Genomic DNA, 26,610 nt, shown 5'->3' with positions numbered 1-26,610 from the left:
CATCATGGAAGTCTCCCGAGTACGCGCCCTGCGCGGGCCCAATCTGTGGTCGCGCCAGACGGCGATCGAGGCCGTCGTCGCCTGCTCCGAGAGCGAGCGCGCGATCGGCGATATGGAGGCGTTCGAAACGCGCTTGCGCGCGCGCTTTCCGGACATTGACCTGCCGCGGCCCCCGGGCCTGGAGGGCAACCATTCGCTGGCACACATCCTGGCGGTCGCCGCCTTGCGGTTGCAGACCCAGGCAGGCTGCCCGGTCGCCTTCTGCCGCAGTGCGCAGACCCTGGACGCAGGCATCTACCAGGTGGTGATCGAGTACGTCGAGGAGGATGTCGGCCGGCTGGCGTTCGACCAGGCTCTGGCCCTGTGCATGGCCACGCTGCGCGACGAGCCCTTTGAGGTGGGGCCGGTGATCGCCGAGCTGAAAGCCCTGTATGAAGACGTGCGGCTGGGACCCAGCACCGGCTCCATCGTGCAGGCCGCCGCGCGCCGGGGCATCCCCTATCGGCGGCTGACCGAAGGCAGTCTGGTGCAGTTCGGCTGGGGCCGCCGCCAGCGCCGCATCCAGGCGGCCGAGACTGACGCCAGCGGCGCCATTGCCGAGTCCATCGCCCAGGACAAGGCCCTGACCAAATCACTGCTGGCCTCGGCCGGCGTTTCCGTCCCCCGGGGCCGCTGCGTGGACGATGCCGAAGACGCCTGGGCCGCCGCCCAGGAGATCGGCGGGCCGGTCGTGGTCAAGCCGCTGGACGGCAATCAGGGCAAGGGCGTGGCGGTGAACGTGCAAGGCCGTGAGCCGGTGATGGCCGCCTACGCCGTGGCGCGCGCCCACGGTTCGGGCGTGCTGGTCGAAAGCTATTTCCCCGGCCACGATTTCCGCCTGCTGGTGGTGGGCGACCGCCTGGTCGCCGCGGCGCGGCGCGATCCGCCGCAGGTGGTGGGCGACGGTCATCGCACCATCGCGGAGCTGGTCGAGCAGATCAACCAGGACCCGCTGCGCGGCGAGGGCCACGGCACGTCGCTGACGCGCATCCGGCTCGATGAGATCGCCCTGCAAACGATGGCCGCCCAGGGCTGCGGCCCCGACTCGGTGCCGGCGCCCGGTGTCTGCGTGGTGTTGCGCAACAACGCCAACCTGAGCACGGGCGGGTCCGCCACGGACGTGACCGACCATGTGCATCCGGACCTGGCGGCCAGCGCCGTGACGGCGGCGCGCATGGTGGGCCTGGACGTCTGCGGCATCGATCTGGTGAGCCGCAACGTCTACCAGCCGCTGACGCCGGAGACCGGCTGCTTCGTCGAGGTCAACGCGGCGCCCGGCCTGCGCATGCACCTGAGTCCGTCCTTCGGCACGGGGCGCGACGTAGGCGCCGCCATCATCGACATGATGTACCCCGCGAGCGACAACGGCCGGGTGCCGGTGGCGGCGGTGACCGGCACCAACGGCAAGACCACGACCGTGCGCCTGCTCGCGCATCTGTGCGCCCAGTCGGGCGCCTGCGTGGGCATGACCAATTCCGACGGCGTCTACATCGGCGCCCGGCGCATCGACGCAGGCGACTGCAGCGGCCCGCGCAGCGCGCGCAACGTGCTGCTGCACCCGGACGTGGACATGGCGGTCTTCGAGACCGCGCGCGGCGGCATCCTGCGCGAGGGCCTGGGCTTCGACCGCTGCGACGTGGCCGTGGTGACCAATCTCGGGGTCGGCGACCATCTGGGCCTGAACTACATCAGCACGGTCGAGGACCTGGCCATCGTCAAGCGCGTGATCGTCGAGAACGTGGCGCCGACGGGCACGGCCGTCCTCAATGCCCAGGACCCCATCGTCGCCCAGATGGCATCCAGTTGTCCCGGCCAGATCATTTTCTTCGCCAGGGATGGCCGCCATCCGGTGATCGAGACCCACCGGGCGCAAGGCGGCCGGGTGGTGTTCGTGCATCAGGGCGATCTGGTGTTCGCGGAAGACGGCCTCGAAACGCGCATCGAGCTCGCGGCCGTGCCCCTGACCCGCGCGGGCAGCATCGGCTTTCAGGTCGAGAACGCCATGGCGGCCGCTGCGGCGGCCTGGGCCATGGGCGTGGACTGGGTGCGCATCCAGGCGGGTCTGGCGTCCTTCGTCAGCGATGCCGGGACTGTTCCGGGCCGCTTCAATGTGTTCGAGCATCGGGGCGCCACGCTGATCGCCGACTACGGCCACAACCCGGACGCGATCCTGGCGCTGGTCGAGGCCGTCGAGGCCATGCCTGCGCGCCGCCGCACCGTGGTGATCAGCGGGGCGGGGGACCGGCGCGACCAGGACATCCGCCGCCAGACGGAAATCCTGGGCGACGTGTTCGACTCGGTCGTCCTGTACCAGGACCAGTGCCAGCGCGGACGCGGCGATGGAGAGGTCCTGGCCTTGCTGCGCGAGGGCTTGGGCGCGGCCCGGCGCATGAGCCGCTTGCAGGAGATCCACGGCGAATTCCTGGCCATCGACACCGCGCTGGACGCCCTGGAGCCCGGCGACCTGTGCCTGGTCCTGATCGATCAGGTCGAGGAGGCCCTGGCCCACATCGCCCGGCGGGTCGAACCCCGGGGCGACGCGCTTATGGATACAATTCCCGCCAAAGAGGAACAAGTGCGCGCGCATGCCTATCCGTAGTATCCGTCGTTCAAGTCTGTCGCGTCTGGCCATCGGTCTGGCGCTGTGGGTCGTGACCCTGTTGGGGGCCGTGCCGGCCAATGCGCAGGGCTATGTCGCGCGCACGCTCAACGTGCCCGTGCCGGGCGGCGTGGCGGCGGTGCCCCTGGGGGCGGCCGATCGAGCGCCGCCGGCCAGCTATCAGGGGCGGCGCGTCATGGTGATCCGCGACAGCGACAAGCAGTGGATCGCCCTGGTGGGCATCCCCCTGAGCACCAAGCCGGGCCGTCAGACTCTGCAGGTGCAAGGCGGCCCCGAGGCTGCGTTCCAGGTCCGCGCCAAGGAATACGCGGCCCAGCACATCACGCTGAAGAACCGTCGTCAGGTCACGCCCGATCCTGAAGACCTGAAGCGGATCGAACGCGAACTCGCCTTGCAAACGGACGCCTACCGCAGCTACCGGGACGGTGTCGTGCCCAGCAACGTGCTGCTGGACCGGCCCGTCGGCGGACGTCTGTCCAGCCCGTTCGGCTTGCGGCGCTTCTTTAACGGCGAAGAGCGCAACCCGCATTCCGGGCTGGATTTCGCCGTGCCGGCCGGCACCCCCGTCAAGGCGCCGGCCGCCGGCCGCGTGGTCCTGGTGGGGGATTATTTCTTCAACGGCAAGACCGTGTTCGTCGATCACGGGCAGGGCTTCATCAGCATGTTCTGCCATTTGTCGGTGATCGGCGTGAAGGTCGGCGACGAAGTCGCACGCGGCGCCGTGGTGGGCAAGGTGGGCGCCACCGGCCGCGCCACCGGGCCGCATCTGCACTGGAACGTCAGCCTGAACGACGCGCGGGTGGATCCCGCGATTTTCATCGGCGCGGCGAAGCGGCCGTAGGGCGGGCGCGCCGGGACTCGACATGATCCGATCCATGCTCCACTCCCTGCGCCTCATGCGATCGGTTCATGTCTGTTCGATTCGCGTCCGCTGCATCGGCCTGCTGCTGGCCGTGTGGGTGGCGGTGTGGGGCGCGCCGGCCTATGCCGACGACCTGGTCACGTCGCGGGCCGTGATGACGGATCCCGGCGGCAGCCTGGAGATCCAGGACGCTGCGGCGGCCTGGGAGGCGGGGCGTTTCAAGACCGCGGGCCCCATCCTGGTGGCCGGTTTCTCGGACGCCGCGCACTGGCTGCGCATCACCGTACGTCCGCCGCCGGACGGCGACCGTTTTGAACTGCGCATCCGGCCGACGTTTCTGGATGAGGTCGCGCTGTATGCGCCTGATCCTGGGCATCCGGGGACCTGGCTCGAGCGTCTGACCGGTGATCGTCACGTGAACGCGGATCGCCCGGCGACGACCCTGGGGTTCGGCATGGAGCCCTTGCAGGCCGAAACCACCTACTACCTGCGCCTGCAGACCACCAGCAGCGCGCTGCTGGCCGTGCAGGCGCTGACGCCCGCCGAGGCGCGCGCCGACGATCTGAACCGCCACTTCATCCATATGGCGTACCTGGGTGTCATGCTGGCGATGGCCGTGCTGGCGCTGTACGGGCTGATCGGTCTGCGCTCGCGTCTGGCAGCGGTGTTCCTGCTGTATCTGGGGGCGCAGACGGCGTCATTCATTGCCTTGAACGGCTATCTGGCGCATTTCATGCCCGCCGGGCAGGCGCAGTGGGGCGACACGCTGACCAGCATTCTGGTGCTGTTCAGCGTGTTCAGCGGCGTGCTGTTCTATCGCGCCATGTTCCGGGGCTACGCCGCATCAACCCTGGGGGTGCGCCTGCTCGATGCCGCGATGCTGCTGTGTGTCGTCAATCTGTGTCTGCTGGCCCTCGGGCAGGCCCGGCTCGCGCTGCAGATCAGCAGCAACATCGTCCTGATGCTCGCGCTGGCGGCGCCCCTGATCGCGCTGTCGATGCGGGGCGGCCCCGAGCGGGAGCGCCGCATCGTCGGCCGACTGGTCTGGCTGCAAGCGCTCGCGCTGTGCATCATGATGCTGCCGCTGGTCGGCTTGTTGTCCTCGCGCGTTGAGTGGATCGTCGATGCGCCGCTGAGCCAGGGCGTGGTGGCCGCGCTGGTGATGGGCGCCATCCTGCACCTGCGTATCCGCGGCCTGTCCGAAGCGCGGCAGCGCGCCGAGACGGATACGGCAGTGACCCGGGAACTGCTCGACGCGGAGCGCCAGCGCGCCGACGAACAGGCCCGCTTCATGGACATGCTGACGCATGAATTGAAAACGCCGATCGCGGCGGCGAAGCTGGTGTTGCAGTTGCCCGATGCATCCGACGACAGCCGGCGCCACGCGCTGGCGACGCTGGCCGACATGGACGCGGTGGTCGAACGCTGCCGGCAATTGGACCAGTTGGAGCAGGGCCGTTTCGCGCCGCGCCTGGAGCCGTGCCGCCTGGACGAACTGCTGGCCGAAACCCTGGCCTCCTGCCGGACGCCGGCGCGGATCGGACTGTCCGCCGAACCGCTGCCCACGATCGAGAGCGACCGGCATCTGCTGAAGATCATTCTGTCCAATCTGATCGACAACGCGCTCAAGTATTCCGCGTCCGGTTCGACCATCGAATGCCGCCTCGAGCTGCATGCGCTGGATGGCCGGCCGCATGTGCGCTTCATCATCGACAATCCGCCCGGCCCGGCCGGGCTGCCCGACCCGGATCGCTTGTTCGACAAGTACTATCGCAGCCCCCACGCCCATCAATACACCGGCTCGGGTCTGGGCTTGTACCTGATCCGCCACTTGGCTGATCGCCTGGCCGGCCGACTGGTCTACGAACCGGTCCATCAGCGCGCACGTTTCACCTTATGGATACCTGCCTGAACATCGTCGTGGTCGAGGACCACGAAGCGCTGCGCTTCATCACCGTCGAGGCGCTGAAAAGCCACGGACACCGCGTGACCGGGGTCGAGAGCGCCGAGTCCCTGCAGGAATGCCTGGGCAGCCAGGCCATCGACCTGATCGTGGTGGATATCAACCTGCCGGGCGAGGACGGCCTGAGCCTGGCGCGGCGCCTGAAGCAGTCTCACCCCGGCCTGGGCGTCATCGTCGTCAGCGTGCGCGATCGGCTGGATCAAAAGCTGGGCGCCTACGAAAGCGGAGCCGACGTCTACCTGACCAAGCCGGTGTCGGTGGAGGAACTGTGTGCCTCGGTGGCTGCGCTGGGCAAACGGCTGCCGGGCGTGCAGCCATTGCAGTCTCTGCCGCCCCAGGGGTTCAGCCTGGACCTGCAGCGGATGCGGCTGCGCGGTCCGGCCGGTGAGACGCCGCTGACCTCGCAAGAGGCGACCCTGCTCGCCGCGCTGGTGCGCGCGCCGGGCCGGCGCCTGGAGACCTGGCAATTGCTGGACCAGCTGGGTTGGCTGGACACTCCGGGCAAAAACGCGCTGGAAGTGCCGATGAGCCGCTTGCGCCGCAAGCTGGTGAGGGTCGGTGCGGCCGACCATCCCTTGATCGCCATTCGCAAATACGGCTACCAGCTCGGCTGTGCCGTCGTGATCGATCGCCCATAAAGCCGAGCTGTTTGCGGCTTGAGACGGTTGTAATCTTTTGCAAGGTTTTTGCGCGCGCCCTTCCTACACTCGACCGATCACATGGTTGGACCGGACGGGACGAGGACCGCATGAACCGCATTCACCACACTGCGTGCAATGAGCGTCTAGGGCCGCCGCACGCGCTGGCGCTGGCCGTTGCGTTGGCGTTCAGTCTGCCGGTGCAGGCCGCAGACAGTCTGAATACGGGCGGGAGCTGGTACCACGAGAGCTATGCCCCCTCGTGCGGTGCAGCGTCGAATGTCGCGCCGGATAACAGTTACCTGGGCGCCTGCGGCGCCGGCTCGGGCGAGCTCGAGAACAGGCGCGTGACGATCATCGATGGCGCTGGGGGGCTGGTGGTGGGTGCCTATGGCACCGGCAGTGAAACCGTCACCGGGAACCAGGTCATCATGCAGTCCGGGGGCGTGGGCGCCGGAGTGATCGGCGGACTGTCAGACAGCGGCCTGGTGACGGGCAATCAGGTCATCATGATCGGCGGCACCGTGAATACCGGCGGAGGCATTGCAAGCTGGGTGGAAGGAGGGCACAGCGAGAGCGGGCCCGCGACCGGGAATCGGGTCGCGATTTCGGGTGGCGTCGTCAACGGTTCCGTCAGAGGCGGCTATAGCTATACCGGCGACGTCAGTGATAACCGCGTTCTGGTCAGTGGCGCCGCCACGATCCAGGGGGATGTCTATGGCGGTGTCAGCCGGAGCGGTCGTCTGTCCGGCAACCGCATCGTCCTGGACGGTGCGCCCACGCTGACGAACAGCGTCCTGTATGGCGGGTTCGTCACCCCGGGCGGCGCGGGCACCAGTTCCGGCAATGTCCTGGAAATCCGCACGACCGGCCTGACGGCGAAGAACGTCCGGGATTTCCAGGAATACCACTTCATCCTGCCCGCCGACGTGACGGCGGGCGCCACGGCCCTGACCCTGAACGATACGGCGGGCACTGACCTGACCAACGCCAAAATCGGCGTCGCTTTGGCGGCGGGCGGCAACGTGCTGCGCAAGGACGATCAGGTGACCCTGATTCGTAACGACAGCGGCCTGACCACGGACGCTTCAATCCAGCGTGCCGGCATGACGGGCTATCAGGGGGTGTCCTTGGGATACGCCTTCGATGTCTCCGTGTCGGACGACAAGAAAAAGCTCTATGCCACCGTCGCCTCCGGCGAGCCAGGCGGCAGCGGCGCGACCGTCCTGGAGCAAACCAAGGCCCCCGTAGAAGGCCGCGCCGGCACCATGGCCCTGGCTTCGCAAGCCGGTGACCTGGCCGGCGGCGCCGGCATGGCGCGCGCTGCGGCGGCCACTGAAGGCGTCAGCGGCGCCGCCACCTTCGGCGCTACTGCCGGCGGCACATCCCGCTACCACTCCGGTTCCCACGTGGACACCACGGGTCTGAGCGTCATGCTCGGCGCGGCCAAACGCTATCAGGCCGCGACCGGCCAGTGGATGGCCGGTGTCTTCCTAGAGGGCGGCTATGGCCGCTACGACACCTACAACCGCTTCTCCAGCCAACCCGCCGTGCACGGCTCCGGCAAGAGCCATTACTTCGGCGGCGGCGTGCTGCTGCGCCGCGACTGGGCGGGCGCGGGCCAGGCCGGTCCTTATGCCGAAGGCTCGCTGCGCGTCGGCCAGGTGTCCTCCGACTGGCGCAGCCGCGACATGATCGGCAGCAAGGACGCATCCTACGACACCTCCGCTCTGTACTATGGCGCCCACCTGGGCGCCGGCTACCTTCTGCCGCTGAACGAAAAGACCTCGCTGGATGCCTACGCCAAGGGTTTCTGGACGCACCAGGACAGCGATTCCGTGGCGATTGCGGGCGACCCCTACACCTTCAAGGCCATGGACTCCTTCCGCACCCGCCTGGGCGTGCGCGTGAACCGCGCCATGACCGAGCAGATCACCGCCTACGTCGGCGCGGCCTGGGAACACGAATTCGACGGCAAAGCCCGCGCCACGACCTATGGCTTGGACACGCCTTCGCCCAGCCTGAAAGGCGACACCGGCGTGTTCGAGCTGGGCTTCGACATGAAGCCCAAAGCCGACGGCCCGCTGACCGTGGGCCTGGGCGTGCAAGCCTATACCGGCATGCGCGAAGGCTTGGGCGGAACGGCGAAGCTGATGTGGGTGTTTTAACGGCCTCTACCTTTGCCTGCCTGGATGGAGCAGCCCCCTGGGATTTTCCGTGTCCGGGCGTGTTTTATAGACGCATGGCCATGGCGACCCGGTCGCGCTTGATTTAATATATAAGGCTTCATCTGCGCCGACCGCCCGCGGATCCGGGCTGGCCGGCGTTTTCCAATCGACCGGCCCACAAGGCAGGCTCCCATTCGGAATCAATCATGGACACGTCCGTTTCCCGCACGCTTTTTTCCCAACGCGCCAATCAGCTGACCAGTTCGGCCATCCGCGAAATCCTCAAGATCACCGAACGGCCCGAGGTCACCTCGTTTGCCGGCGGCCTGCCTTCGCCTGCGGGCTTTCCGGTTCCCGAGCTGCGGGCGGCCTTTGACAAAGTGTTGGCCACCCAGGGCGCCACGGCGCTGCAGTACGGCCGCACCGAAGGCTACACGCCTTTGCGCGAGTGGGTGGCCCAGGATCTGTCGCGTCCGGGGCTGACCATCGATCCCGAAGAAGTCCTGATCGTGTCGGGTTCGCAGCAGGCGCTGGACATGCTGGGCAAGTTGTTCATCGACGAGGGCTCGCCCGTGCTGGTCGAGGCCCCCAGCTACCTGGGCGCCTTGCAGTCGTTTTCCCAATTCCAGCCGGAATACCGGGCCGTGCCCACCGACGCGCTGGGCCTGGTGCCCGACGCCCTGAGCGACGATCTGGTGCGCGATGCGCGCTTCATCTACGTGCTGCCCAATTTCCAGAACCCTACCGGCCTGACGCTGGATCAGGCGCGCCGCCAGGCCCTGGTCGAACGCTGCGCCCGCGCGGGCCTGCCCATCATCGAGGACGACCCCTACGGCGAACTGCGCTACGCGGGCGAGCCGCAGCCCGGCCTGCTCGAACTGGGCCGCCCTGTGGGCGCGACCGTCATCCGCCTGGGCACGTTCTCCAAGGTGCTGGCGCCCGGCATGCGTCTGGGCTACGTCGTGGCGCCGCGCCACATCATCTCCAAGCTGGTGCAGATCAAGCAGGCCACCGACCTGCACACCGCGTCGGTGACCCAGATGGCGGTGTACGAGGCCGTGCGCAGCGGCTTCCTGCGTGAACATTTGCCGAAAGTGCGCGAGCTTTACCAACGCCAATGCGGCTATATGCTCGACGCCCTGCAGGAATATTTCCCGTCCGACGCCCACTGGACGCGCCCCGAAGGCGGCATGTTCATCTGGGTCACGCTGCGTGACTCCATCGACACCACGCAATTGCTGCAGGCGGCGATCCAGCGCAATGTGGCCTTCGTGCCGGGCGCGCCGTTCTATGCGGTGAATGCGCCGACCAACACCCTGCGCCTCAGTTTCGTCACCGTGCCCGAGGACCGCATCCGCGCCGGCGTGCGCACGCTGGGCGAACTGATCGGTCCGGCGCCCGCGCGCGGATGACGGCAGGCGGCACCCCCACCGGCACGGAGCGGACTGGTCCCGACCTGTCGGACATGCGTTTCGATGACTGGGTGGCCCGCTGGCTGCCCGCGTCCTGGGGGCCGTATGCGCGTCTGTGCCGGCTGGACCGGCCCGTCGGCACCTGGCTGACCTTGCTGCCGGCGCTGGCCGCGCTGGTGCAGGCGGCTGATGGCTGGCCGACGCTGTGGCGCCTCGTCATATTCTCGCTGGGCGCGCTGCTGATGCGCGGCGTGGGCTGCACTTTCAACGATATCTTCGACCGGGATTTCGATCACCGCGTCGAACGCACCCGTTTTCGCCCCCTGACCAGCGGCCAGCTCACGCTGCGGGCGGCGCTGTGGTTCGCTGCCGCGCAGATCCTGGTCAGCGCCAGCCTGCTGCTGGCCATCAATGCCTATAGCCGCTGGCTGGCCCTGGCGCTGATGCCGCTGGTGGTGATCTATCCCTTGTGCAAGCGCTACACCTACTGGCCGCAGGCCGTGCTGGGGGCGGCCTTCAACTGGGGCATGCTGATGGCCTGGTCCGACACGCGCGACATCGTGCCCTGGACCGCCGTGGCCATGTGGTTTGGCGCGGTGTTGTGGCAGATCGGCTACGACGCCATCTACGCCTACATCGATCTGCGCGATGACCGCATGCTGGGCCTGAAATCGGTCGCCATGCGGTTCGGCGACCAGGGCAAGGTCTGGATCGGCGGCATGTACGCCGCCACGGCGGCCTTGTGGCTGGCGGCCGGCTGGGGCATGGGCCTGGATTGGCCCTACTACCTGGTCATGGCCGTCATCATCGCGCATTTCATCTGGCAGATGTGCGTCTTCGACGTGCGTCACCCGGAACGCGGGCTGCGCCTGTTCCGTTCCAATATGCAGGTGGGCGTGCTGCTGATCGCGGCCGCGTTGGCCGGTACGGTGCTGCGGCCCTGGCTATAGAGGGGCAGGCGGGGGGCGCGGCTGCAGGCGATTCTGCGGCCTCTCTGGCGCCGCTCCGGCGTTGCGGATAGACTGTTTCCAAAATGACGAGGCCGCTCGACGGCCCCGCAGGAGACGAACACCATGACCGCAGAAACGCCGGACGCCGCCCCGCTGGAATTCGATTATGTCATCGTGGGGGCCGGTTCAGCCGGCTGCTTGCTGGCCAACCGCCTGTCGCGTGAACACCGGGTCCTGCTGCTGGAGGCGGGCGGCGCCGACGACTGGCGCTGGATCCACATTCCCGTCGGCTATTTGTATTGCATCGGCAATCCGCGCACGGACTGGTGCTATCACACTCAGCCCGATCCGGGCCTGAACTACCGATCACTGGGCTATCCGCGCGGCCGGGTGCTGGGCGGTTCGTCTTCGATCAACGGCATGCTCTATCTGCGGGGCCAGGCCGCCGATTACGACGGCTGGGTGGCGCTGGGCAATCCGGGCTGGGCCTGGGACGACGTGCTGCCGCTGTTCCGCGACGTCGAAGACCACCACGCCGGGGCCGGCGAATTTCACGGCGCCTCGGGCACCTGGCGGGTCGAGCCCCAGCGCTTGCGCTGGGAGGTGCTGGACGCTTTCCGTGAAGCCGCCGCCCAGGCGGGCATCGAACGCACCGACGACTTCAACCGGGGCGACAACGCCGGCTGCAATTATTTCGAGGTCAACCAGCGCCGGGGCGTGCGCTGGAACGCGTCCAAGGCCTTTCTGCGCCCCGTCATGCACCGGGACACCTTGCGCGTGATGACCGGCGCCCGGGTCGAGCGCATCCGTTTTTCCGGACGCCGCGCGACCGGCGTCGATTGTGTGGTGGACGGCCGTCGCCTGCAGGCCGTGGCGCGGCGGGAACTGATCCTGGCGGCCGGGGCGATCGGATCGCCGCAGTTGCTGCAGGTGTCCGGCGTCGGCCCCGCCGAACGCCTGCGCAAACTCGGTATCCCGATGGTGCTGGACCTGCCCGGTGTGGGCGAGAACCTGCAGGACCATCTGCAATTACGCACGATCTACCGCCTGCAAGGCGCCCGCACCCTGAATACTTTGGCGCATTCCTGGTGGGGCAAGGCCTCGATGGGCCTGCAATACGCTTTGTTCCGCAGCGGGCCGCTGTCCATGGCGCCCTCGCAACTGGGGGCCTTCGCGCGCTCCGATCCGTCGCGGCCCCGCCCCAATCTGGAATACCACGTGCAGCCCCTGTCGCTGGACAAGTTCGGCGATCCGCTGCACGACTTCCCGGCGCTGACGGCCTCGGTCTGCAATCTGCAGCCCGGCAGCCGGGGCTACGTGCGCATCGTCTCGCCCAATGCCGCCGATGCGCCGGACATCCTCTGCAATTATCTGCAGACCCCGGAAGACCGCGCCGTGGCGGCCGATGCCCTGCGACTGACGCGGCGCATCATGGCCCAGCCCGCCCTGGCGCGCTATCACCCCAGCGAATATCTGCCGGGCGAAACGGTCCAGACCCAGCAGGCGCTGGAGGCTGCGGCAGGCGATATCGGCACCACCATTTTCCATCCGGTGGGGACATGTAAAATGGGCGTCGATCCGTTGGCGGTAGTGGACCCGGAACTGCGTGTCCGGGGCCTCGAAAGTCTGCGGGTGATCGACGCATCCATCATGCCGGTCATCACCTCGGGCAATACCAATTCGCCGACGATCATGATTGCCGAAAAGGGCGCGCGCCTGATCCTGGGCAGCGCCTGATCCCCTTAGCCTTTCATACAGGACCCGGACATGGTCAGTCATACCGAGGTCGTGGCAAGCATTCTGTTTGCCATCGCCATCATTCACACTTTCTCCGTCCCCGTTTTCGCCCGTCTGGCCAACCGGGGCGGCACGCATGCCGGTTTGTGGCACCTGTTGTCCGAGGTCGAGGCCGTGTTCGGCGTCTGGGCCTGTGTGCTGTTCGTGTGGATGGGCTTGACCTTGGGGGTGAAGGGGGCGGTCGAATACCTCGATACGCGCAACTTCACCGAGCCGGCCTTCGTCTTCGTGATCATGGTGGTGGCGGCCAGCCGGCCCATCATCGAGCTGGTCCGCATCCTGGTCGATCTGGTCTCACGGCTGCTGCCGGTGGCCCGTGAGCTGTCGCGCTTCTTCGTCATCATGACGCTGGTGCCGCTGGCCGGTTCGCTGATCACGGAACCGGCCGCCATGACCCTGGCGGCCCTGCTGTTGCGCCAGGCCTATTTCTGCCGGCAGGGCCAGGACGGCTTCAAATACCTGACCGTCGGCGTGCTGTTCGTCAACGTGTCCATCGGCGGGGTGCTGACGGCCTACGCCGCGCCGCCGGTGCTGATGGTGGCCCAGACCTTCGGCTGGGACACGGCCTTCATGGCGACCCATTTCGGCTGGCGCGCGGTGGTTGCCGTGCTGCTCAATGGCCTGATCCTGACACTGATCTGCCGGCGCTTCCTGCTCAACGGCAGCATCGGCGTCCAGGAAGACGAGGGCGAGCGCCGCCCGCCGGTGTCCCCCGTGGTCATGGCCGTGCATGTGCTGTTCCTGGTGGGCGTCGTGCTGTCTTCGCATCACATGCAGATCTTCATGGCCCTGCTGGTGCTGTTCATCGGCTACGCCCATGCCTACCGGCGGCATCAGTCCCCCCTGTTGCTGCGCGAAGGCCTGATGGTCGGCTTCTTCCTGGCGGGGCTGGTGGTGCTGGGCGGCCTGCAGCAGTGGTGGCTCCAGGATCTGCTGGGCGGTTTGTCGCCCTTCGTCCTGTACCTGGGGGCGACGGCCCTGACGGCGGTCACCGACAACGCGGCCCTGACCTATCTGGGCTCGCTGGTCGAGGGCACGGGCGAGCTCTGGCGCTACATGCTGGTGGCCGGCGCGGTGACGGGCGGCGGTCTGACCGTGATCGCCAATGCGCCGAACCCGGCCGGCTTCTCCATCCTGAAGGGCTGCTTCGGCGACGGCACCATCTCGCCGCTGCGCCTGCTCGGCGCTGCTGCCGTGCCGACGCTGATCGCGGCGGTGATGTTCCTGCTGCCGAATTCGTTCTCCTAAATAAGGATTAAAATCCAAGCGGTTGATTCTTTTGGAATTGCTGTGCCTATCTACGCCTATCGTTGCAGCCAGTGCGGCCATGAGCAGGACGTGCTGCGGAAAATCTCGGACCCGCTGCTCACGACCTGCCCGGCTTGCGGTCAGGAAACCTATGAAAAACAGGTGACGGCCGCCGGTTTCCGCCTCAAGGGCTCCGGCTGGTACGAAACCGATTTCCGCGGGGGCGGCAAAGCCGCCCCCAAATCCGCCGAGCCGGCAGGCGGCGCCTCGTCAAGCCCGGCGCCGGCGCCTGCCTCCGGCGGCACGCCGCCGGCTGCGACGTCAAGCTGACGCCCCGGGACCATGCGCTTTCTCAAACGCTACTTCATCACCGGCCTGCTGATCTGGCTGCCGCTGGTGGCCACCGTCTGGGTGCTGGCCGTGCTGGCCCGCACGCTCGGCTCCCTGGTGCCGAAGTTCCTGTCGCCCGAAGCCCTGTTCGGGATCTCGATCCCGGGTTTCGAGCTGGTCCTGGTCCTGGTCGTGATCCTGGTCACGGGGCTGTTCTGCGCCAATTTCATCGGCCGCGCCATCCTGTCGCGCTGGGAATCCCTGCTGGGGCGCATCCCTTTGGTGCGCTCCATTTATAATTCGGTCAAGCAGGTCAGCGACACCGTGTTCGCGCCCAACGGCCAGGCCTTCCGCGAGGCCGTGCTGGTGCAGTATCCGCGCCAGGGCGCCTGGACCATCGGTTTCCTGACCGGCACCCCCAGCGCCGAGATTGCCGCATTGCTGGACGGCGATTTTGTCAGCGTCTATGTGCCTACGACACCCAACCCGACGTCGGGCTTCTTTCTGATGATGCCGCGCGCCGATGTCCAGGTGCTCGACATGACGGTGGAAACCGCACTGAAATACATCGTGTCCATGGGCGTGGTGGCGCCGCCCGGCCTGCCGCCCCAGACACAGATGGATCTGCCCGCCGTGGAAACCCCCGGCGAGCAGTCCCATTGAAACTCGAACAATCCCTCTGACGGAGCCATTCTTGAACCGCACTTGCTATACCGGCGAGGTATCCAAAGCCCACCTCGACCAGACCGTGACCCTGTTCGGCTGGGTGCATCGTCGCCGCGACCATGGCGGCGTGATCTTCATCGACCTGCGTGACCGCGCGGGCCTGGCCCAGGTGGTGGTGGACCCGGACAACAAGGCCGCGTTCGAGACCGCCGAGCGCATCCGCAACGAATACTGCCTGCGGATCACCGGCCTGGTGCGCCTGCGCCCCGAAGGCACCACCAATGCCGACCTGCTCTCGGGCGAGATCGAGATCCTCTGCCGCGAAATCGAGATCCTCAATGCCTCGGTGACGCCGCCGTTCCAACTGGACGACGACAATCTGTCCGAGACCACGCGCCTGACGCACCGGGTGCTGGACCTGCGCCGTCCGCAGATGCAGCGCAACCTGATGCTGCGCTACCGCGTGTCCATGGTGGCGCGCAATTATCTGGACGCCCTGGGCTTCGTCGACATCGAAACCCCGATGCTGACCCGCAGCACGCCCGAAGGCGCGCGCGACTATCTGGTGCCCTCGCGGGTGAACCCGGGCGAATTCTTCGCGCTGCCCCAGTCGCCGCAGTTGTTCAAGCAACTGCTGATGGTGTCCGGCTTCGACCGCTACTACCAGATCACCAAGTGCTTCCGCGACGAAGACCTGCGCGCCGACCGCCAGCCGGAATTCACCCAGATCGATTGCGAAACCTCCTTCCTGGACGAAGTCCAGATCCGCGAGATCTTCGAAGGCATGGTGCGTGAGATCTACCGCCAGGTGCTGGACGTCGCGCTGCCCGAATTCCCCGTCATGAGCTGGAGCGAAGCCATGCGCCGCTTCGGTTCGGACAAGCCCGACCTGCGCGTGAAGCTGGAATTCACCGACGTGGCCGATCTGATGCGCGACGTGGGCTTCAAGGTCTTCGCCGGCCCGGCCAATGACCCGGCCTGCCGCGTGGTGGCCCTGCGCGTGCCCGGCGGCGGCGGCATGCCGCGCAGCGAGATCGACGCCTACACCCAGTTCGTCGGCATCTACGGCGCGCGCGGCCTGGCCTACATCAAGGTCAACGACGCCGCCTCGATCCCCGAGGGCCTGCAGTCGCCCATCGTCAAGAACATCCACGCCGACGCCTTGCGCGCCCTGATCGAGCGCACCGGTGCGCAGAACGGCGACCTGATCTTCTTCGGCGCCGACCGCGCCAAGGTCGTCGCCGACGCCATCGGCGCCCTGCGCGTGAAGATCGGCCAGAGCGAATTCGGCCGCGCCAACGGGCTGTTCGAGCCGGGCTGGAAGCCGCTGTGGGTGGTGGACTTCCCCATGTTCGAGTACGACGAGGGCGAAGGCCGCTACACGGCCGCTCACCACCCCTTCACCTGCCCCAAGCCGGGCCACGAGGATCTGCTGGAAACCGATCCGGGCAAGGCCATCGCGCGCGCCTACGACATGGTCATGAACGGCTGGGAAGTCGGCGGCGGTTCCGAGCGTATCCACCGCGCCGACGTCCAGAGCAAGGTCTTCAAGGCCCTGAAGATCGACGAGGAAGAAGCCCGCCTGAAGTTCGGCTTCCTGCTCGACGCCCTGCAGTACGGCGCGCCGCCGCACGGGGGCCTGGCCTTCGGCCTGGACCGCCTGGTGACGCTGATGGCGGGTGCGGAATCCATCCGCGACGTGATCGCCTTCCCCAAGACGCAGCGCGCCCAGTGCCTGCTGACGCAGGCGCCCTCGGCCGTGGACGAGAAGCAACTGCGCGAACTGCACATCCGCTTGCGTCAGACGGAAGCCAAGTAAGGCGGGGCCATGCCCATCCTGCGGGTCGTCAGCTACAACATCCACAAGGGCCGTTCGGCCACGGGTGGACGGGAATCGCTGGCCGACCTGCGGCTGGGCCTGTACGGCCTGCGGCCCGACCTGCTGTTCCTGCAGGAAGTCCAGGGCCGCAACCAGATCCGCAGCAGCCTGGACGCGCAGCACGAATCCCTGGCGGCGGCCCTGCATATGCAGGCCGCCTACGGCTGCAATGCCGTGCGCCACACCACCGACCACGGCAATGCGCTGTTGTCGCGCTATCCCATCCTGTATTACGAAAACCAGGACGTCTCCGACCACCGCCTGGAGCAGCGCGGCCTGCTGCACGGCGTGGTGCGGGTCGGCGACGTGCCGGTGCACTGCCTGGTGGTGCACCTGGGCCTGCTGGCGGGCGGACGCTCGCGTCAGGTGCAGGCGCTGGCCGACCGGATCCAGCGCCTGGTGCCCGCGCACGAACCGCTGCTGATCGCGGGCGACTTCAACGACTGGACCAACCGCCTGGCGCCGCTGTTCGTCGAACAGCTCGGGCTGGTCGAGGTCTTCGCCGCCGCCCCGCAGGGGACGGACGAGATCTACCGGCTGCGCCGTACCGTGTCGCGCCTGCGCGAACGCCTGGCCTGGCTGCCGGGGCAGGCGCTGCGCCCGATGCCCGAACTGTCCATGAACGGCCATGCGGCGCGCCTGACACCGCCGCCGCGCACTTTCCCGTCCGTGTTCCCCTGGCTGCGGCTGGACCGCATCTACCAGCGCGGTTTTGCCGTGCGCCGCGCGCGGGTGCTGCACGGCCTGCCCTGGAAGAAGCTGTCGGACCATGCGCCGCTGGTGGCGGAACTCGAACTGCCCTGAGGTTTTCGGGGAACTTTCCCGCCGCCCGACGGACTAACATTCGTTACCTTGGAATTAGCACTCCTGCTCATGGAGTGCTAACATCATTGCGTTCTGTACGAGGTTCTTGTCACCATGACCCCCTCCTCATCCGCCCTGTCGCTCGCGCCGTCGCAGCTTTCGCTGGCGATCGCCAACCCCGGAGCGCTCGGTACCATCGATGCCTACATCAGCACCGTCAATCGCTTGCCGATGCTGACTGCCGAACAGGAAGCCGACCTGGGCCGGCGCCTGCGCGACAACAACGATCTGGACGCTGCGCGCGACCTGATTCTGTCGCACCTGCGGCTGGTGGTGTCCATCGCCCGCCAGTACCTGGGCTACGGCCTGGCGCACGCCGACCTGATCCAGGAAGGCAATATCGGCCTGATGAAGGCCGTGCGCCGCTTCGATCCCGACCGTGGCGTGCGCCTGGTGTCGTTCGCCGTGCACTGGATCCGTGCCGAAATCCACGAATACGTGATCCGCAACTGGCGTCTGGTCAAGATCGCCACCACCAAGGCGCAGCGCAAGCTGTTCTTCAATCTGCGCCGCATGCGGCCCGACGGCCGTAGCCTGGCCCCGGATCAGGTGGCCGACATCGCCCGCGAACTCGACGTGCGCCCGGAAGACGTCGCCGAAATGGAAGTCCGCCTGTCGGGCGGCGATTTCGCCCTGGATGCCCCGGCCGACGACGAGGACCGCTACGCGCCCTCCGACTGGCTGGCCGACGAGGCCCAGGAACCCGCCCAGGTGCTGGCGCGCCGCAGCATGGACGCCCTGCAGGGCGAGGGCCTGGAACACGCCCTGTCGTCCCTGGACGCGCGCTCCCAGCACATCGTGCGCGCCCGCTGGCTGGCCGACGATGGCGGCGCCACGCTGCACGAACTGGCTGCCGAGTACGGCATTTCCGCCGAACGCGTCCGCCAGATCGAAGCCGCCGCCCTGAAAAAACTGCGTGTCGCCCTGAGCGGGCAGCAGGCGGATTTCGAGCCCGCCTGAGCAGTCACATTCTTTTGCACTTCTCCGCCCCCGATCGTGAACTTTCAGCATCGGGCGCGGACTAATCTGACATGAGCGCACGCCGGCCACGCCGGCCTCAACGTTCTGTCGTCCGCTTCTGCTTCTCCTCTTCCCCTCCCTATCGAAGCGGATGTTCATGGGATGCCGTCTGGCATCCCTCTTTTTTTTCATACATTTTTTCTAGGAAGCCGATCCCCTGGGCCTGTAACATATCAGCCAGATGATTTGAGCGCGCTTCCTCATGAAAATCGGCCTTCTTGTATTTGGCCTGGCCGGCCTCCTGGCTCTGGTGTCCTTCATGCCCCCTCTGGCGGGGCGGTTGCGATTGCCGTATTCCGTGCTGCTGGCCATCGTCGGCTTTGTCCTGGGCGTCATCATCCACGTGCACGGCTGGGCGCCGGGCGTGGTGGCCGACTTCCTCGACACCCTGCAGCACTTCGAGATTTCCTCCGAGACCTTTCTGTTCGTGTTCCTGCCCGTGCTGCTGTTCGAGACGGCGCTGGCGACGAATCTGCGGCGGCTGATGGACGACATCAGCCCGATCCTGGTGATGGCCATCGTGGCCGTCGTGGTCTGCACCGTGGCCGTCGGTTTCTCGCTGGCGGCGATTTCCACCTACGGGCTGGTGGTCTGCCTGATGCTGGGCGCCATCGTGGCGACCACCGACCCGGTGGCGGTCGTGGGCATCTTCCGCGAGGTCGGTGCGCCGCGCCGCCTCACGAACCTGGTCGAGGGCGAGGCCCTGTTCAACGACGCGGCCTCGATCGCCTTGTACTCGGTGCTGCTCAGCATCCTGTTCGGCGGCACCACGCCCGCCATCACGGACATTCTCAGCGGCTTCCTGGTCAGCTTCCTGGGCGGCGGCCTGGCCGGCCTGGTCATGGGGCGAGCGGCCATCGAACTGTTCCGCTGGCTGCGCGGCTGGCCTACGGCCGAAGTCACGCTGACCGTGGCGCTGGCCTACCTGACCTTCTTCATCGCCGAACACTACCTGGGCGTGTCGGGGGTGGTGGCCACGGTGATCGCCGGTCTGGTGGTGGGCTCCAGCGGCCGCACCCGCATGTCGCCCACGACCTTCGAGCAGCTCGAGGGCGCCTGGGCGCAGTTCGGCTTCTGGGCCAATTCCCTGATCTTTCTGTTCGCCGCCATGCTGATCCCGCGCATGATGGCGGAAATCACCTGGATGGAAGTCCTGCTGATCCTGGTCGTGTTCATCGTCACGCTGTGCGCGCGCGCGGTGATCGTCTACGGCCTGCTGCCCCTGCTGGGGCGGTTGCGGCTCAGCACCGAGGTCAGTCCGTCCTACCGGGCCGTGATGCTGCTGGGCGGCCTGCGCGGGGCCGTGTCCCTGGCCCTGGCCCTGGCCGTCACCGAACAGCCGGCGGTACCGCATGAGGCGCGCCAGTTCATCGCCGTGGCCACGACCGGCTTCGTGCTCATGACGCTGTTCATCAACGGCCTGACGCTGCGGCCCCTGATCCATCGCCTGGGGCTGAACCAGCTCTCGCCGGTGGACCGCACCCTGCGCGATCAGGCGCAGGTGGTGGAACTCGAGGCCCTGCGCCTGAAGATCGACGACATCGCCCATCACGAGCATATCGGCACCGAGGTGCTGGATCGCCTGCATGCGGTGTTCGACGCCAGCCAGGCCGGCGTGGACGCGTCGCAGGTGAACCAGTTGTCCCTGAACCAGAAGGTCGCGGTCGGCATGAGCATGCTGGCGGGCCGCGAAGAAGAAATGTTCTTCGAGACCCTCAAGGCCCAGGTCGTGGACTGGCGCACCGCCGAGTCCCTGCTGGCGCGCGCCGAGCGGCTGGGGGATGCGGTGCGATCGGGCGGGCTGCTGGGCTTCGAGGCGGCGATCGAAGGCGATCTGCGCTATTCGCGGTCCTTGCGCCTGGCGCTGCGCCTGCATCACCTGACCGGCTGGCAGGGCTGGCTGGTGCGGGAACTGGCCCAGCGTTTCACGAACCTGATGTGCAAATGGTCGGTGGCGCGGCGCCTGATCCAGTTCGCCCGCACCGACGTGCAGCCGTTGCTGGGGCTGGAGGTCACGGAAATCATCGTGGCTGCGCACCAGCGCCGCCTGACGCTGCTGGAAGGCGCGCTGCAGGCCCTGGCGCTGCAATATCCCAATTACGCCCAGTATCTCCAGGAAGCCTATCTCGGGCGCATGGCGCGCGCCATGGAACGCATCCGCTACCGCGACATGCTGGCGCACAACCTGATCAGCGGGGAAACCTATTCCGACCTGATCCAGCAGACGGATGCGCGCTGGGGCGCGCTGGAAAAAAGCGGCGTGCTGGACATCACCATGAGCGCGGCGTCGCTGGTGCAGCGGGTGCCGATGTTCGAGGGCATGGACGAGCGCACCATGGCGGCCATCCGCCGCGTGCTCAAGCCCCGCCTGATCATGCCGGGGCAGGAAATCCATACCCGCTTCGGCCGCACCCACGCCATGTATTTCGTGGCCTCGGGCGCCGTCGTCCTGGATCTGCCCGACGGCACCACGGCGGAACTGGGCAGCGGCCAGATCTTCGGTGAAATGGCGCTGGCCATGGGTGACGATTTTCAGGCGCGCGCGCGATCACTGGGCTACAGCCGCCTGCTGATGCTGCAGGAACGTGACTTCAAGCGCCTGCAGGAGCAATACCCGATGCTGCGCGAAAAGATCGACCTGATCGTCCGTCAGCGCCTGCGGGCCGTGGAGGTCTGGCGGCAGTTCGAGTCGGGCGAGCGCCAGCACGAGCCTTTGCCGGATCTGGCCAGGGCTGCAACGGATGAAGCGCCGGCTGACGCCGAGGAAGCCCTGGCCGCGGACGAGGCCAGTCCTGAGGATCTGAGTCAGGCCGCGCCGAACCCGGCCGGCCCGCCGACGGCAGCCTGAGCCGCCCGGCCTACAGCAGCAGCTTGATGTCGTGCGCCATGTCCTCGGGCGTCAGCGACGGCCCGAGCAGGGCGCGGGCCTCGCCCTCGCGGTCCAGCAGATAGAAGGCCGACGAGTGGTTCATGGCGTAGTGATCGGGCGACGGGCCGGCTTCCTTGGCGTAGAAAGCCTTGAAGGAGCGTGCGGTCTTGTCCAGTTGTTCCGGCGTGCCCGTCAGGCCGATGAAAGACGGGTCGAAGGCCTGCACATAGGCGGCCAGGACGTCGGGCGTGTCGCGTGCAGGGTCCACCGACACCATCAGGACACGCACGTCCCGGGCCTTGTCGCCCAGCAGCTCCATGACCTGGGACGCCTGCGCCATGGCGGTGGGGCAGACGTCCGGGCATTGGGTGTAGCCGAAGAACACCATCAGCACCTTGCCCCGATAGTCCGCCAGCGTGCGCTGCCGGCCGGTGGTGTCGACCATGTCCAGGTCGCGTCCCAGGTGGGTCCCGCTGATGTCGTTACCTTCGAAGGCCAGGGGTTCGGCTTTCGGGGAGCAGCCCGGCAGGGCCAGGGCGAGGGGCAGGGTGGCAAGCGCACCGGCCAGCAGCCTGCGGCGCGGGATTGAAAACGGCATGGTCCATCATCCAGATCGGTGAATCGGCCGGGACGGCGCCGTGGCGCGTTCCGGTCGGGTATCCGCTGGGCCGGGCCGGGTGAAAATCCGTCTAGAAATTCCCCAGGGTCAGGCCGACCCAGTGATCCAGCAGCAGCGCGGCGAACAGCAGCGACAGATACAGGATCGAATAATGGAACAGTTTACGCGCCTTGGCGTCCGAGTAGTTTCGATATAGCGCAAAGGCTTGCCAGACGAAGCGGCCGCTGAGCAGGCAGGCGGCGGCCAGGTAGGCGGGGCCGCTCATGCGCACGACGTAGGGCATCACGGACGCCGCGAACAGGGCGATGCTGTAGAGCAGGATGTGCAGCTGGGTGAAATTCTGGCCGTGCGTCACCGGCAGCATGGGCAGGCCGGACTTTTCGTAGTCGTGATGGCGGTACAGGGCCAGCGCCCAGAAGTGGGGCGGCGTCCAGATGAAGATGATCAGCACCAGCAGCCAGGCCTCGGCCGGGACGGCATCGGCCATGGCGGCCCAGCCCAGGGCCGGCGGCATCGCGCCCGACAGGCCGCCGATGACGATGTTCTGCGGCGTGAGAGGCTTCAGGATGGCGGTGTAGATCAGGGCATAGCCGACGAAGCTGGCGAAGGTCAGCCACATGGTCAGCGCGTTGACCTGGGTGTACAGGATCCACATGCCGGCGCCGCCCAGGACGCCCGCCATCATCAGGACCTGGTGGCTGCCGATCTGGCCGGAGGCCGTGCCGCGCCGCGCCGTGCGCAGCATGCGTGCGTCGGTTTCGCGTTCGACCAGGCAGTTGATGGAAAAGGCGGCCGCCGACAGCAGCCAGATGCCCGCCGTGGCGTTCACGGCCAGCCAGGGGTCGGGCAGGCCGGGGGTCGCCAGGAACATGCCGATCACCGCGCAGAACACCGCCAGTTGGGTGACGCGCGGCTTGGTCAGTGTCAGGTACTGGCGCAGCAGGGAGGGGGTGCGGCGGGGGGCGGCAGTGGCGGTGGTCATAGTAGGATTCTAGGCGCTTCCGGGGGCGTCAGGGTGCGCTCCGTCTAATGGGTTTCCCTGCCTGGGCGTCGATTTTTCCGGCCCGGGACAGGCGCCACAGCAGCGTGACGCCCACCAGGACCAGGCCGGCGGCGCCGCCGTTGTGCATCACGGCGATCAGCAGCGGCCATTGGAAAAAGATCGTGGTCAGCCCCGTCAGCAATTGCAGGGCCAGCAGGGCCAGCAGCAGGCGCGCCGGGCCGGCCAGGCCCGGGGTGCGGCGCCAGCGCCAGGCCAGCACGCCCAGCAGGGCGATGACCAGGAAGGCGAAGTTGCGGTGCGTCCAGTGGATGGCGGTGAGCGCGTCCTGGGAAATGAGCTCGCCGGACGAGAGCTGGCCCAGGCCGCGCAGCAGGGCGTAGCCCTCGCGGAAATCCATGGGCGGCACCCAGGCGCCGTGACAGGTGGGGAAATCCATGCAGGCCAGGGCCGCGTAGTTGGTGCTGACCCAGCCGCCCAGCGCCACCTGCAGGAACAGCACGGCCAGCCCCAGGATCATCCAGGCGCGCCCGGCGCCCGGATCGGCGGGCACGGGGGCGTGGTGTTTTTCCCGCGCGGCCAGCCAGGTCATCAGGGCCAGCAGGCTCATGCCCAGCACCAGGTGCGTCGTGACCACCAGCGGCATCAGCCGGTGGGTGACGGTCCAGGCGCCGAACGCGCCCTGGATGCAGACCATGATCAGCACGCAGCCGGCCAGTACGGGGCTGCGATCCGGCAGGCGGCGCAGGCGCCAGGCGTACACGGCGATGCCGATGATCATCAGGCCCAGGATGGCGCCGGCGTAGCGGTGGATCATCTCGATCCAGGCCTTGAAGGCGCTGACCGGGCCGTAGGGCATGGCCTCCAGGGCGGCGCGGATGTGGTCCCCGGCGCCCAGGGGGCTGAGATGGCCGTAGCAGCCCGGCCAGTCGGGGCAGCCCAGGCCGGAATCGGTCAGGCGCACGAAGGCGCCGAACATGATCAGGTCCAGCGTCAGGAACCAGGCCAGGAACACCAGCCTGCGATAGCGCGTGAGCAGGCGGTCCATCAACCGATCCGTGAGTTCTTCAGCAGCGTGCGGAGATCGTCGCGCACGGCTTCGGGTTGTTGCGCGTCGGGGAAGCGCATCATCAGGTGGCCCAGGGGGTCGACGATCCACAAGCCCTGCGCCAGTTCGGCGGCGGGGTCGGCGGCGCCCGGCGCCAGCCAGGCCGCCAGCTTGGCGGGGTCGGCGCGCAGGACGTGCGTGCCGACGTAGGCATCGCCGACGACAGCGGCGGCGGGCGCGTCGTCGGTGATGAACCAGACGCGTTCCAGGCGATCGACTTCTTTGCCCTGGCTGGCGTGGGAATTACGCAGCACGAACAGCCCGCGCACGCAGGATTCCGGGCAGGCGCCGGGGCCCGTGCTGATCAGCAGCCACTGGCCCTTGAGCTGGTTCAGGTCGTAGGGCTGGCCCTGCGCGTCCCGCAACGCCAGATCGTTAGGGATGGGGCGCTGCGGCTCGATCAGTTGGCCGTAGCGGGTGCGCGAATCCGGGCGCAGGCCCAGCGACGGCATGTAGTAGGCCAGCAGGGCGAACACCACCGGCGCCAGGCAGACCAGCAGGACGGCAATGAGGGGGCGGACGGAACGGGCGCGGGCAGGGGGGGAGGCAGTGGTCATGCGTGTTCGGAAGGTGAGGGGCGGCGCAGCATGCGCCAGACCGTGAAGCCGGCCGCGATCAGTGCGATTGCGGCGAAGCTGAACCATTGCAGGGCGTAGTTGTAGTTCTGGTCGGCGTCCGTCGAGGGGCCGGGCCAGTCCTGGATCAGATCCGCGTCGTGCGTGGGCGCTTGTTGCAGCACGACCGGCAGCAGGTTCAGGCCGGTGGCGGCGGCCAGTGTGTCCAGCGGCAGGTTTTGCACGGCGGGCGGTTTGCCGTCGGCGGCGGGAAAAGGGTGCGGCAGGGGATTGCCGGATCGGCCGCTGAGGCTGCCCAGGTCGAACAGGCGGGGGACCCGATGCAGCAGCGTGCCCTGGACCTGGACGGTGCCGGCGGCGGCATTCAGGTCCGGCAGCGCGGCGGACGGCATCGGCCGGGCGACCCAGCCGCGCAGCACCAGCACGGCGGTTCCGGGGGCGTCTTGCAGTTCCAGCGGCGTCGCCACCCACAGGCCGGGCTGACCTTTGAGGTTGCGATTGTCCAGGAGTACAGTAAGCGGATTCAGCCAGTGCCCTCGGGCGCTGGCCGGGTGCCAGTCGGGGCCGTCGCGGTGTTGCGCATCAAGCACCTGGGGCGGCGCCTGCCGGCCCGCTTCGATGGCGGCCAGAAGCCCTTCGCGTTCGTGGGCGCGGCGCAACTGCCAGAGCCCGGCGCTGATGCAGGCCGCACCCGCCAGCGCCAGCAGGATCAGGGCCAGGACGGCCTTGGTGCGGGTTGCGGGTTGCGGCGAGGTCATACGATGCTTACATCCTGGTGTTGCGGGGAGTGTTCATGAAAATTCTGATTGTCGTGCTGTTCCTGGGGGTGCTGGTCAGCCTGGGTTCAGCCATGAAGTATCTCATGCAGGACCGGGGCCGCACAGACCGGATGGCCTGGGCCCTGACGTGGCGGGTGGGCTTGTCGATCCTGTTGTTCCTGTTCCTGCTGCTGGCGCATGCGCTGGGGTGGATCGATGCGACGGGCTTGCAGGTCGGGACCGGAAAGTAAAACCAAACACGGCAACAGTCTGTTCAGACCATTGCCGTGCCTGAGAAATCCAGGCCGCGCGCCGTAAGGTATCGCAGCCCGCCAGAACAGATTTTTACAGCCAGTACACGAAGATGTACAAGCCCAGCCAGACCACGTCCACGAAGTGCCAGTACCAGGCGGCGCCCTCGAAGCCGAAGTGATGTTCGGCCGTGAAGTGGCCTCGCACCAGGCGGAACCAGATCACGGTCAGCATGGTGGCGCCCAGGATCACGTGGAAGCCGTGGAAGCCCGTCAGCATGTAGAACAGCGCGCCGTAGGCGCCCGAGGAGAAACGCAGGTTCAGCTCGGTGTAGGCGTGGTGGTATTCATACGCCTGGCAGGCCACGAAGGTGAAGCCCAGCACCACCGTCAGGCCCAGCCAGAAGATCGCCTTGGACCGGTGCGCCGCGCGCAGGGCGTGGTGGGCGATGGTCAGGGTGACGCCGGAGGACAGCAGCAGCGCGGTGTTGATGGTGGGCAGCCAGAACGGCCCCACGGTCTGGAAGGGGGCGACGGTGCCCGCCGGGCCCTGGTTAGGCCAGGTGCCGCTGAAGCCCGGCCACAGCAGGGTCTGGGAGTCCAGGGTGCTCAGCCACGGCGTGGAGACTTCGCGGGTGTACCACAGCGCGCCGAAGAAGGCCGAGAAGAACATGACCTCGGAGAAAATGAACCAGGCCATGCTCCAGCGGTAGGAGTGATCGATGCGCTGGCTGTTCATGCCGGTTTCGGACTCGTGGATGGCGTCGCCGAACCAGCCGAAAAGCACCACGAACAGGCACAGGATGCCGGCCAGGACGAGCCAGGGGCCGATTGCATAGCTGTTGACCCACAGGGCCGCGCCGACCAGGGTCGCCAGCATGCTCAGGCTGGCCCGGATCGGGTGGACCGAATCTGGCGGGACGTAGTAGTAGGGGGCCTCGCCGGCGTGAGCCATCTGGGCGGTCGTCATCGTT

Annotated in this window: 22 protein-coding genes; 16 read left to right on the top strand and 6 right to left on the bottom strand. The window is 67.5% G+C overall.

The features are described from left to right. Positions 1-4 precede the first annotated feature (4 nt). The 15 genes from cphA to ACFO0J_RS11945 all read left to right on the top strand — a co-directional run bounded on the left by cphA (position 5) and on the right by ACFO0J_RS11945 (position 21,304). Positions 5-2,638 (top strand): cyanophycin synthetase, encoded by a 2,634-nt coding sequence (gene cphA, locus ACFO0J_RS12015; protein ID WP_376813330.1) that lies wholly within the window; start codon positions 5-7, stop codon positions 2,636-2,638. Further along, positions 2,625-3,500 (top strand): peptidoglycan DD-metalloendopeptidase family protein, encoded by an 876-nt coding sequence (locus ACFO0J_RS12010; protein WP_376813329.1) that lies wholly within the window; start codon positions 2,625-2,627, stop codon positions 3,498-3,500. Before cphA ends, ACFO0J_RS12010 begins: the two co-directional genes overlap by 14 nt. Before the next feature lie 34 nt (positions 3,501-3,534). Continuing rightward, entirely contained in the window at positions 3,535-5,433 is a 1,899-nt protein-coding gene (locus ACFO0J_RS12005; protein WP_376813328.1) for a sensor histidine kinase, read from the top strand. Then, entirely contained in the window at positions 5,418-6,122 is a 705-nt protein-coding gene (locus ACFO0J_RS12000; RefSeq protein ID WP_376813327.1) for a response regulator transcription factor, read from the top strand. Before ACFO0J_RS12005 ends, ACFO0J_RS12000 begins: the two co-directional genes overlap by 16 nt. A 110-nt stretch (positions 6,123-6,232) precedes the next feature. After that, entirely contained in the window at positions 6,233-8,290 is a 2,058-nt protein-coding gene (locus ACFO0J_RS11995; protein WP_376813326.1) for an autotransporter outer membrane beta-barrel domain-containing protein, read from the top strand. A 206-nt stretch (positions 8,291-8,496) separates the two neighbouring features. Further along, positions 8,497-9,702: an aminotransferase-like domain-containing protein gene (locus ACFO0J_RS11990; RefSeq protein WP_376813325.1), complete on the top strand. Its 1,206-nt coding sequence runs from the start codon at positions 8,497-8,499 to the stop codon at positions 9,700-9,702. Continuing rightward, entirely contained in the window at positions 9,699-10,652 is a 954-nt protein-coding gene (gene ubiA / locus ACFO0J_RS11985; RefSeq protein ID WP_376813324.1) for a 4-hydroxybenzoate octaprenyltransferase, read from the top strand. Before ACFO0J_RS11990 ends, ubiA begins: the two co-directional genes overlap by 4 nt. Before the next feature lie 123 nt (positions 10,653-10,775). Then, positions 10,776-12,389 carry a GMC family oxidoreductase gene (locus ACFO0J_RS11980; protein WP_376813323.1) on the top strand — a complete coding sequence of 538 codons (1,614 nt, stop codon included), beginning with the start codon at positions 10,776-10,778 and terminating at the stop codon, positions 12,387-12,389. A gap of 30 nt (positions 12,390-12,419) precedes the next feature. Beyond that, positions 12,420-13,697, top strand: a complete 1,278-nt coding sequence (locus ACFO0J_RS11975) for a putative Na+/H+ antiporter (protein WP_376813322.1) — start codon at positions 12,420-12,422, stop codon at positions 13,695-13,697. A gap of 42 nt (positions 13,698-13,739) precedes the next feature. Further along, entirely contained in the window at positions 13,740-14,027 is a 288-nt protein-coding gene (locus ACFO0J_RS11970; protein WP_376813321.1) for an FmdB family zinc ribbon protein, read from the top strand. A gap of 12 nt (positions 14,028-14,039) precedes the next feature. Then, positions 14,040-14,690 carry a DUF502 domain-containing protein gene (locus ACFO0J_RS11965; protein WP_376813320.1) on the top strand — a complete coding sequence of 217 codons (651 nt, stop codon included), beginning with the start codon at positions 14,040-14,042 and terminating at the stop codon, positions 14,688-14,690. A gap of 31 nt (positions 14,691-14,721) precedes the next feature. Next, entirely contained in the window at positions 14,722-16,512 is a 1,791-nt protein-coding gene (gene aspS / locus ACFO0J_RS11960; protein WP_376813319.1) for an aspartate--tRNA ligase, read from the top strand. A 9-nt stretch (positions 16,513-16,521) separates the two neighbouring features. Next, positions 16,522-17,376, top strand: a complete 855-nt coding sequence (locus ACFO0J_RS11955) for an endonuclease/exonuclease/phosphatase family protein (protein WP_376813318.1) — start codon at positions 16,522-16,524, stop codon at positions 17,374-17,376. A gap of 114 nt (positions 17,377-17,490) precedes the next feature. Beyond that, positions 17,491-18,396 carry an RNA polymerase sigma factor RpoH gene (gene rpoH, locus ACFO0J_RS11950; RefSeq protein WP_376813317.1) on the top strand — a complete coding sequence of 302 codons (906 nt, stop codon included), beginning with the start codon at positions 17,491-17,493 and terminating at the stop codon, positions 18,394-18,396. 262 nt (positions 18,397-18,658) lie between these two features. After that, a complete protein-coding gene (locus tag ACFO0J_RS11945) occupies positions 18,659-21,304 on the top strand; it encodes a cation:proton antiporter (RefSeq protein ID WP_376813316.1) in 2,646 nt (881 codons plus the stop codon). Between the two features lie 10 nt (positions 21,305-21,314). Here ACFO0J_RS11945 and ACFO0J_RS11940 read toward each other — a convergent pair whose 3' ends face one another. The 5 genes from ACFO0J_RS11940 to ACFO0J_RS11920 all read right to left on the bottom strand — a co-directional run bounded on the left by ACFO0J_RS11940 (position 21,315) and on the right by ACFO0J_RS11920 (position 25,385). Continuing rightward, positions 21,315-21,923: an SCO family protein gene (locus ACFO0J_RS11940; protein WP_376813315.1), complete on the bottom strand. Its 609-nt coding sequence runs from the start codon at positions 21,921-21,923 to the stop codon at positions 21,315-21,317. Positions 21,924-22,014: 91 nt separating this feature from the next. After that, entirely contained in the window at positions 22,015-22,926 is a 912-nt protein-coding gene (gene cyoE / locus ACFO0J_RS11935) for a heme o synthase (protein WP_376813314.1), read from the bottom strand. Between the two features lie 28 nt (positions 22,927-22,954). Continuing rightward, positions 22,955-23,992 (bottom strand): COX15/CtaA family protein, encoded by a 1,038-nt coding sequence (locus tag ACFO0J_RS11930; RefSeq protein WP_376813313.1) that lies wholly within the window; start codon positions 23,990-23,992, stop codon positions 22,955-22,957. After that, positions 23,992-24,609 (bottom strand): SCO family protein, encoded by a 618-nt coding sequence (locus ACFO0J_RS11925; RefSeq protein WP_376813312.1) that lies wholly within the window; start codon positions 24,607-24,609, stop codon positions 23,992-23,994. The genes ACFO0J_RS11930 and ACFO0J_RS11925 overlap by 1 nt, the downstream gene beginning before the upstream one ends. Then, positions 24,606-25,385: an SURF1 family protein gene (locus ACFO0J_RS11920; protein WP_376813311.1), complete on the bottom strand. Its 780-nt coding sequence runs from the start codon at positions 25,383-25,385 to the stop codon at positions 24,606-24,608. The genes ACFO0J_RS11925 and ACFO0J_RS11920 overlap by 4 nt, the downstream gene beginning before the upstream one ends. Positions 25,386-25,420: 35 nt before the next feature. Here ACFO0J_RS11920 and ACFO0J_RS11915 point away from each other — a divergent pair, with 35 nt between their 5' ends. Continuing rightward, positions 25,421-25,636 carry a twin transmembrane helix small protein gene (locus ACFO0J_RS11915; RefSeq protein WP_376813310.1) on the top strand — a complete coding sequence of 72 codons (216 nt, stop codon included), beginning with the start codon at positions 25,421-25,423 and terminating at the stop codon, positions 25,634-25,636. Positions 25,637-25,730: 94 nt separating this feature from the next. Here the strand turns inward: ACFO0J_RS11915 and ACFO0J_RS11910 are convergent, their stop codons facing one another. Further along, on the bottom strand, positions 25,731-26,606 hold the full coding sequence (locus ACFO0J_RS11910) for a cytochrome c oxidase subunit 3 (RefSeq protein WP_376813309.1): 876 nt from the start codon (positions 26,604-26,606) through the stop codon (positions 25,731-25,733). Between the last annotated feature and the right edge of the window lie 4 nt (positions 26,607-26,610).

It is taken from the genome of Castellaniella hirudinis, assembly GCF_042651965.1.
Lineage (GTDB): Bacteria > Pseudomonadota > Gammaproteobacteria > Burkholderiales > Burkholderiaceae_B > Castellaniella > Castellaniella hirudinis.
Note: the sequence above shows the minus strand (reverse complement) of the source record. Positions and strands in the feature narration are given on the sequence as shown.

Coding starts and splice junctions, on each gene's coding strand:
- ACFO0J_RS11955 (WP_376813318.1), top strand. CDS start 16,522: ATGCCCATCCTGCGGGTCGTCAGCTACAACATCCACAAGGGCCGTTCG.
- ACFO0J_RS11995 (WP_376813326.1), top strand. CDS start 6,233: ATGAACCGCATTCACCACACTGCGTGCAATGAGCGTCTAGGGCCGCCG.
- ACFO0J_RS11910 (WP_376813309.1), bottom strand. CDS start 26,606: ATGACGACCGCCCAGATGGCTCACGCCGGCGAGGCCCCCTACTACTAC.
- ACFO0J_RS11975 (WP_376813322.1), top strand. CDS start 12,420: ATGGTCAGTCATACCGAGGTCGTGGCAAGCATTCTGTTTGCCATCGCC.
- ACFO0J_RS12005 (WP_376813328.1), top strand. CDS start 3,535: ATGCTCCACTCCCTGCGCCTCATGCGATCGGTTCATGTCTGTTCGATT.
- ACFO0J_RS11915 (WP_376813310.1), top strand. CDS start 25,421: ATGAAAATTCTGATTGTCGTGCTGTTCCTGGGGGTGCTGGTCAGCCTG.
- cphA (WP_376813330.1), top strand. CDS start 5: ATGGAAGTCTCCCGAGTACGCGCCCTGCGCGGGCCCAATCTGTGGTCG.
- ACFO0J_RS12010 (WP_376813329.1), top strand. CDS start 2,625: ATGCCTATCCGTAGTATCCGTCGTTCAAGTCTGTCGCGTCTGGCCATC.
- ACFO0J_RS11980 (WP_376813323.1), top strand. CDS start 10,776: ATGACCGCAGAAACGCCGGACGCCGCCCCGCTGGAATTCGATTATGTC.
- ACFO0J_RS11925 (WP_376813312.1), bottom strand. CDS start 24,609: ATGACCACTGCCTCCCCCCCTGCCCGCGCCCGTTCCGTCCGCCCCCTC.
- ACFO0J_RS11945 (WP_376813316.1), top strand. CDS start 18,659: ATGAAAATCGGCCTTCTTGTATTTGGCCTGGCCGGCCTCCTGGCTCTG.
- ACFO0J_RS11930 (WP_376813313.1), bottom strand. CDS start 23,992: ATGGACCGCCTGCTCACGCGCTATCGCAGGCTGGTGTTCCTGGCCTGG.
- ACFO0J_RS11940 (WP_376813315.1), bottom strand. CDS start 21,923: ATGCCGTTTTCAATCCCGCGCCGCAGGCTGCTGGCCGGTGCGCTTGCC.
- rpoH (WP_376813317.1), top strand. CDS start 17,491: ATGACCCCCTCCTCATCCGCCCTGTCGCTCGCGCCGTCGCAGCTTTCG.
- ubiA (WP_376813324.1), top strand. CDS start 9,699: ATGACGGCAGGCGGCACCCCCACCGGCACGGAGCGGACTGGTCCCGAC.
- ACFO0J_RS11990 (WP_376813325.1), top strand. CDS start 8,497: ATGGACACGTCCGTTTCCCGCACGCTTTTTTCCCAACGCGCCAATCAG.
- ACFO0J_RS11965 (WP_376813320.1), top strand. CDS start 14,040: ATGCGCTTTCTCAAACGCTACTTCATCACCGGCCTGCTGATCTGGCTG.
- cyoE (WP_376813314.1), bottom strand. CDS start 22,926: ATGACCACCGCCACTGCCGCCCCCCGCCGCACCCCCTCCCTGCTGCGC.
- ACFO0J_RS11920 (WP_376813311.1), bottom strand. CDS start 25,385: ATGACCTCGCCGCAACCCGCAACCCGCACCAAGGCCGTCCTGGCCCTG.
- ACFO0J_RS12000 (WP_376813327.1), top strand. CDS start 5,418: ATGGATACCTGCCTGAACATCGTCGTGGTCGAGGACCACGAAGCGCTG.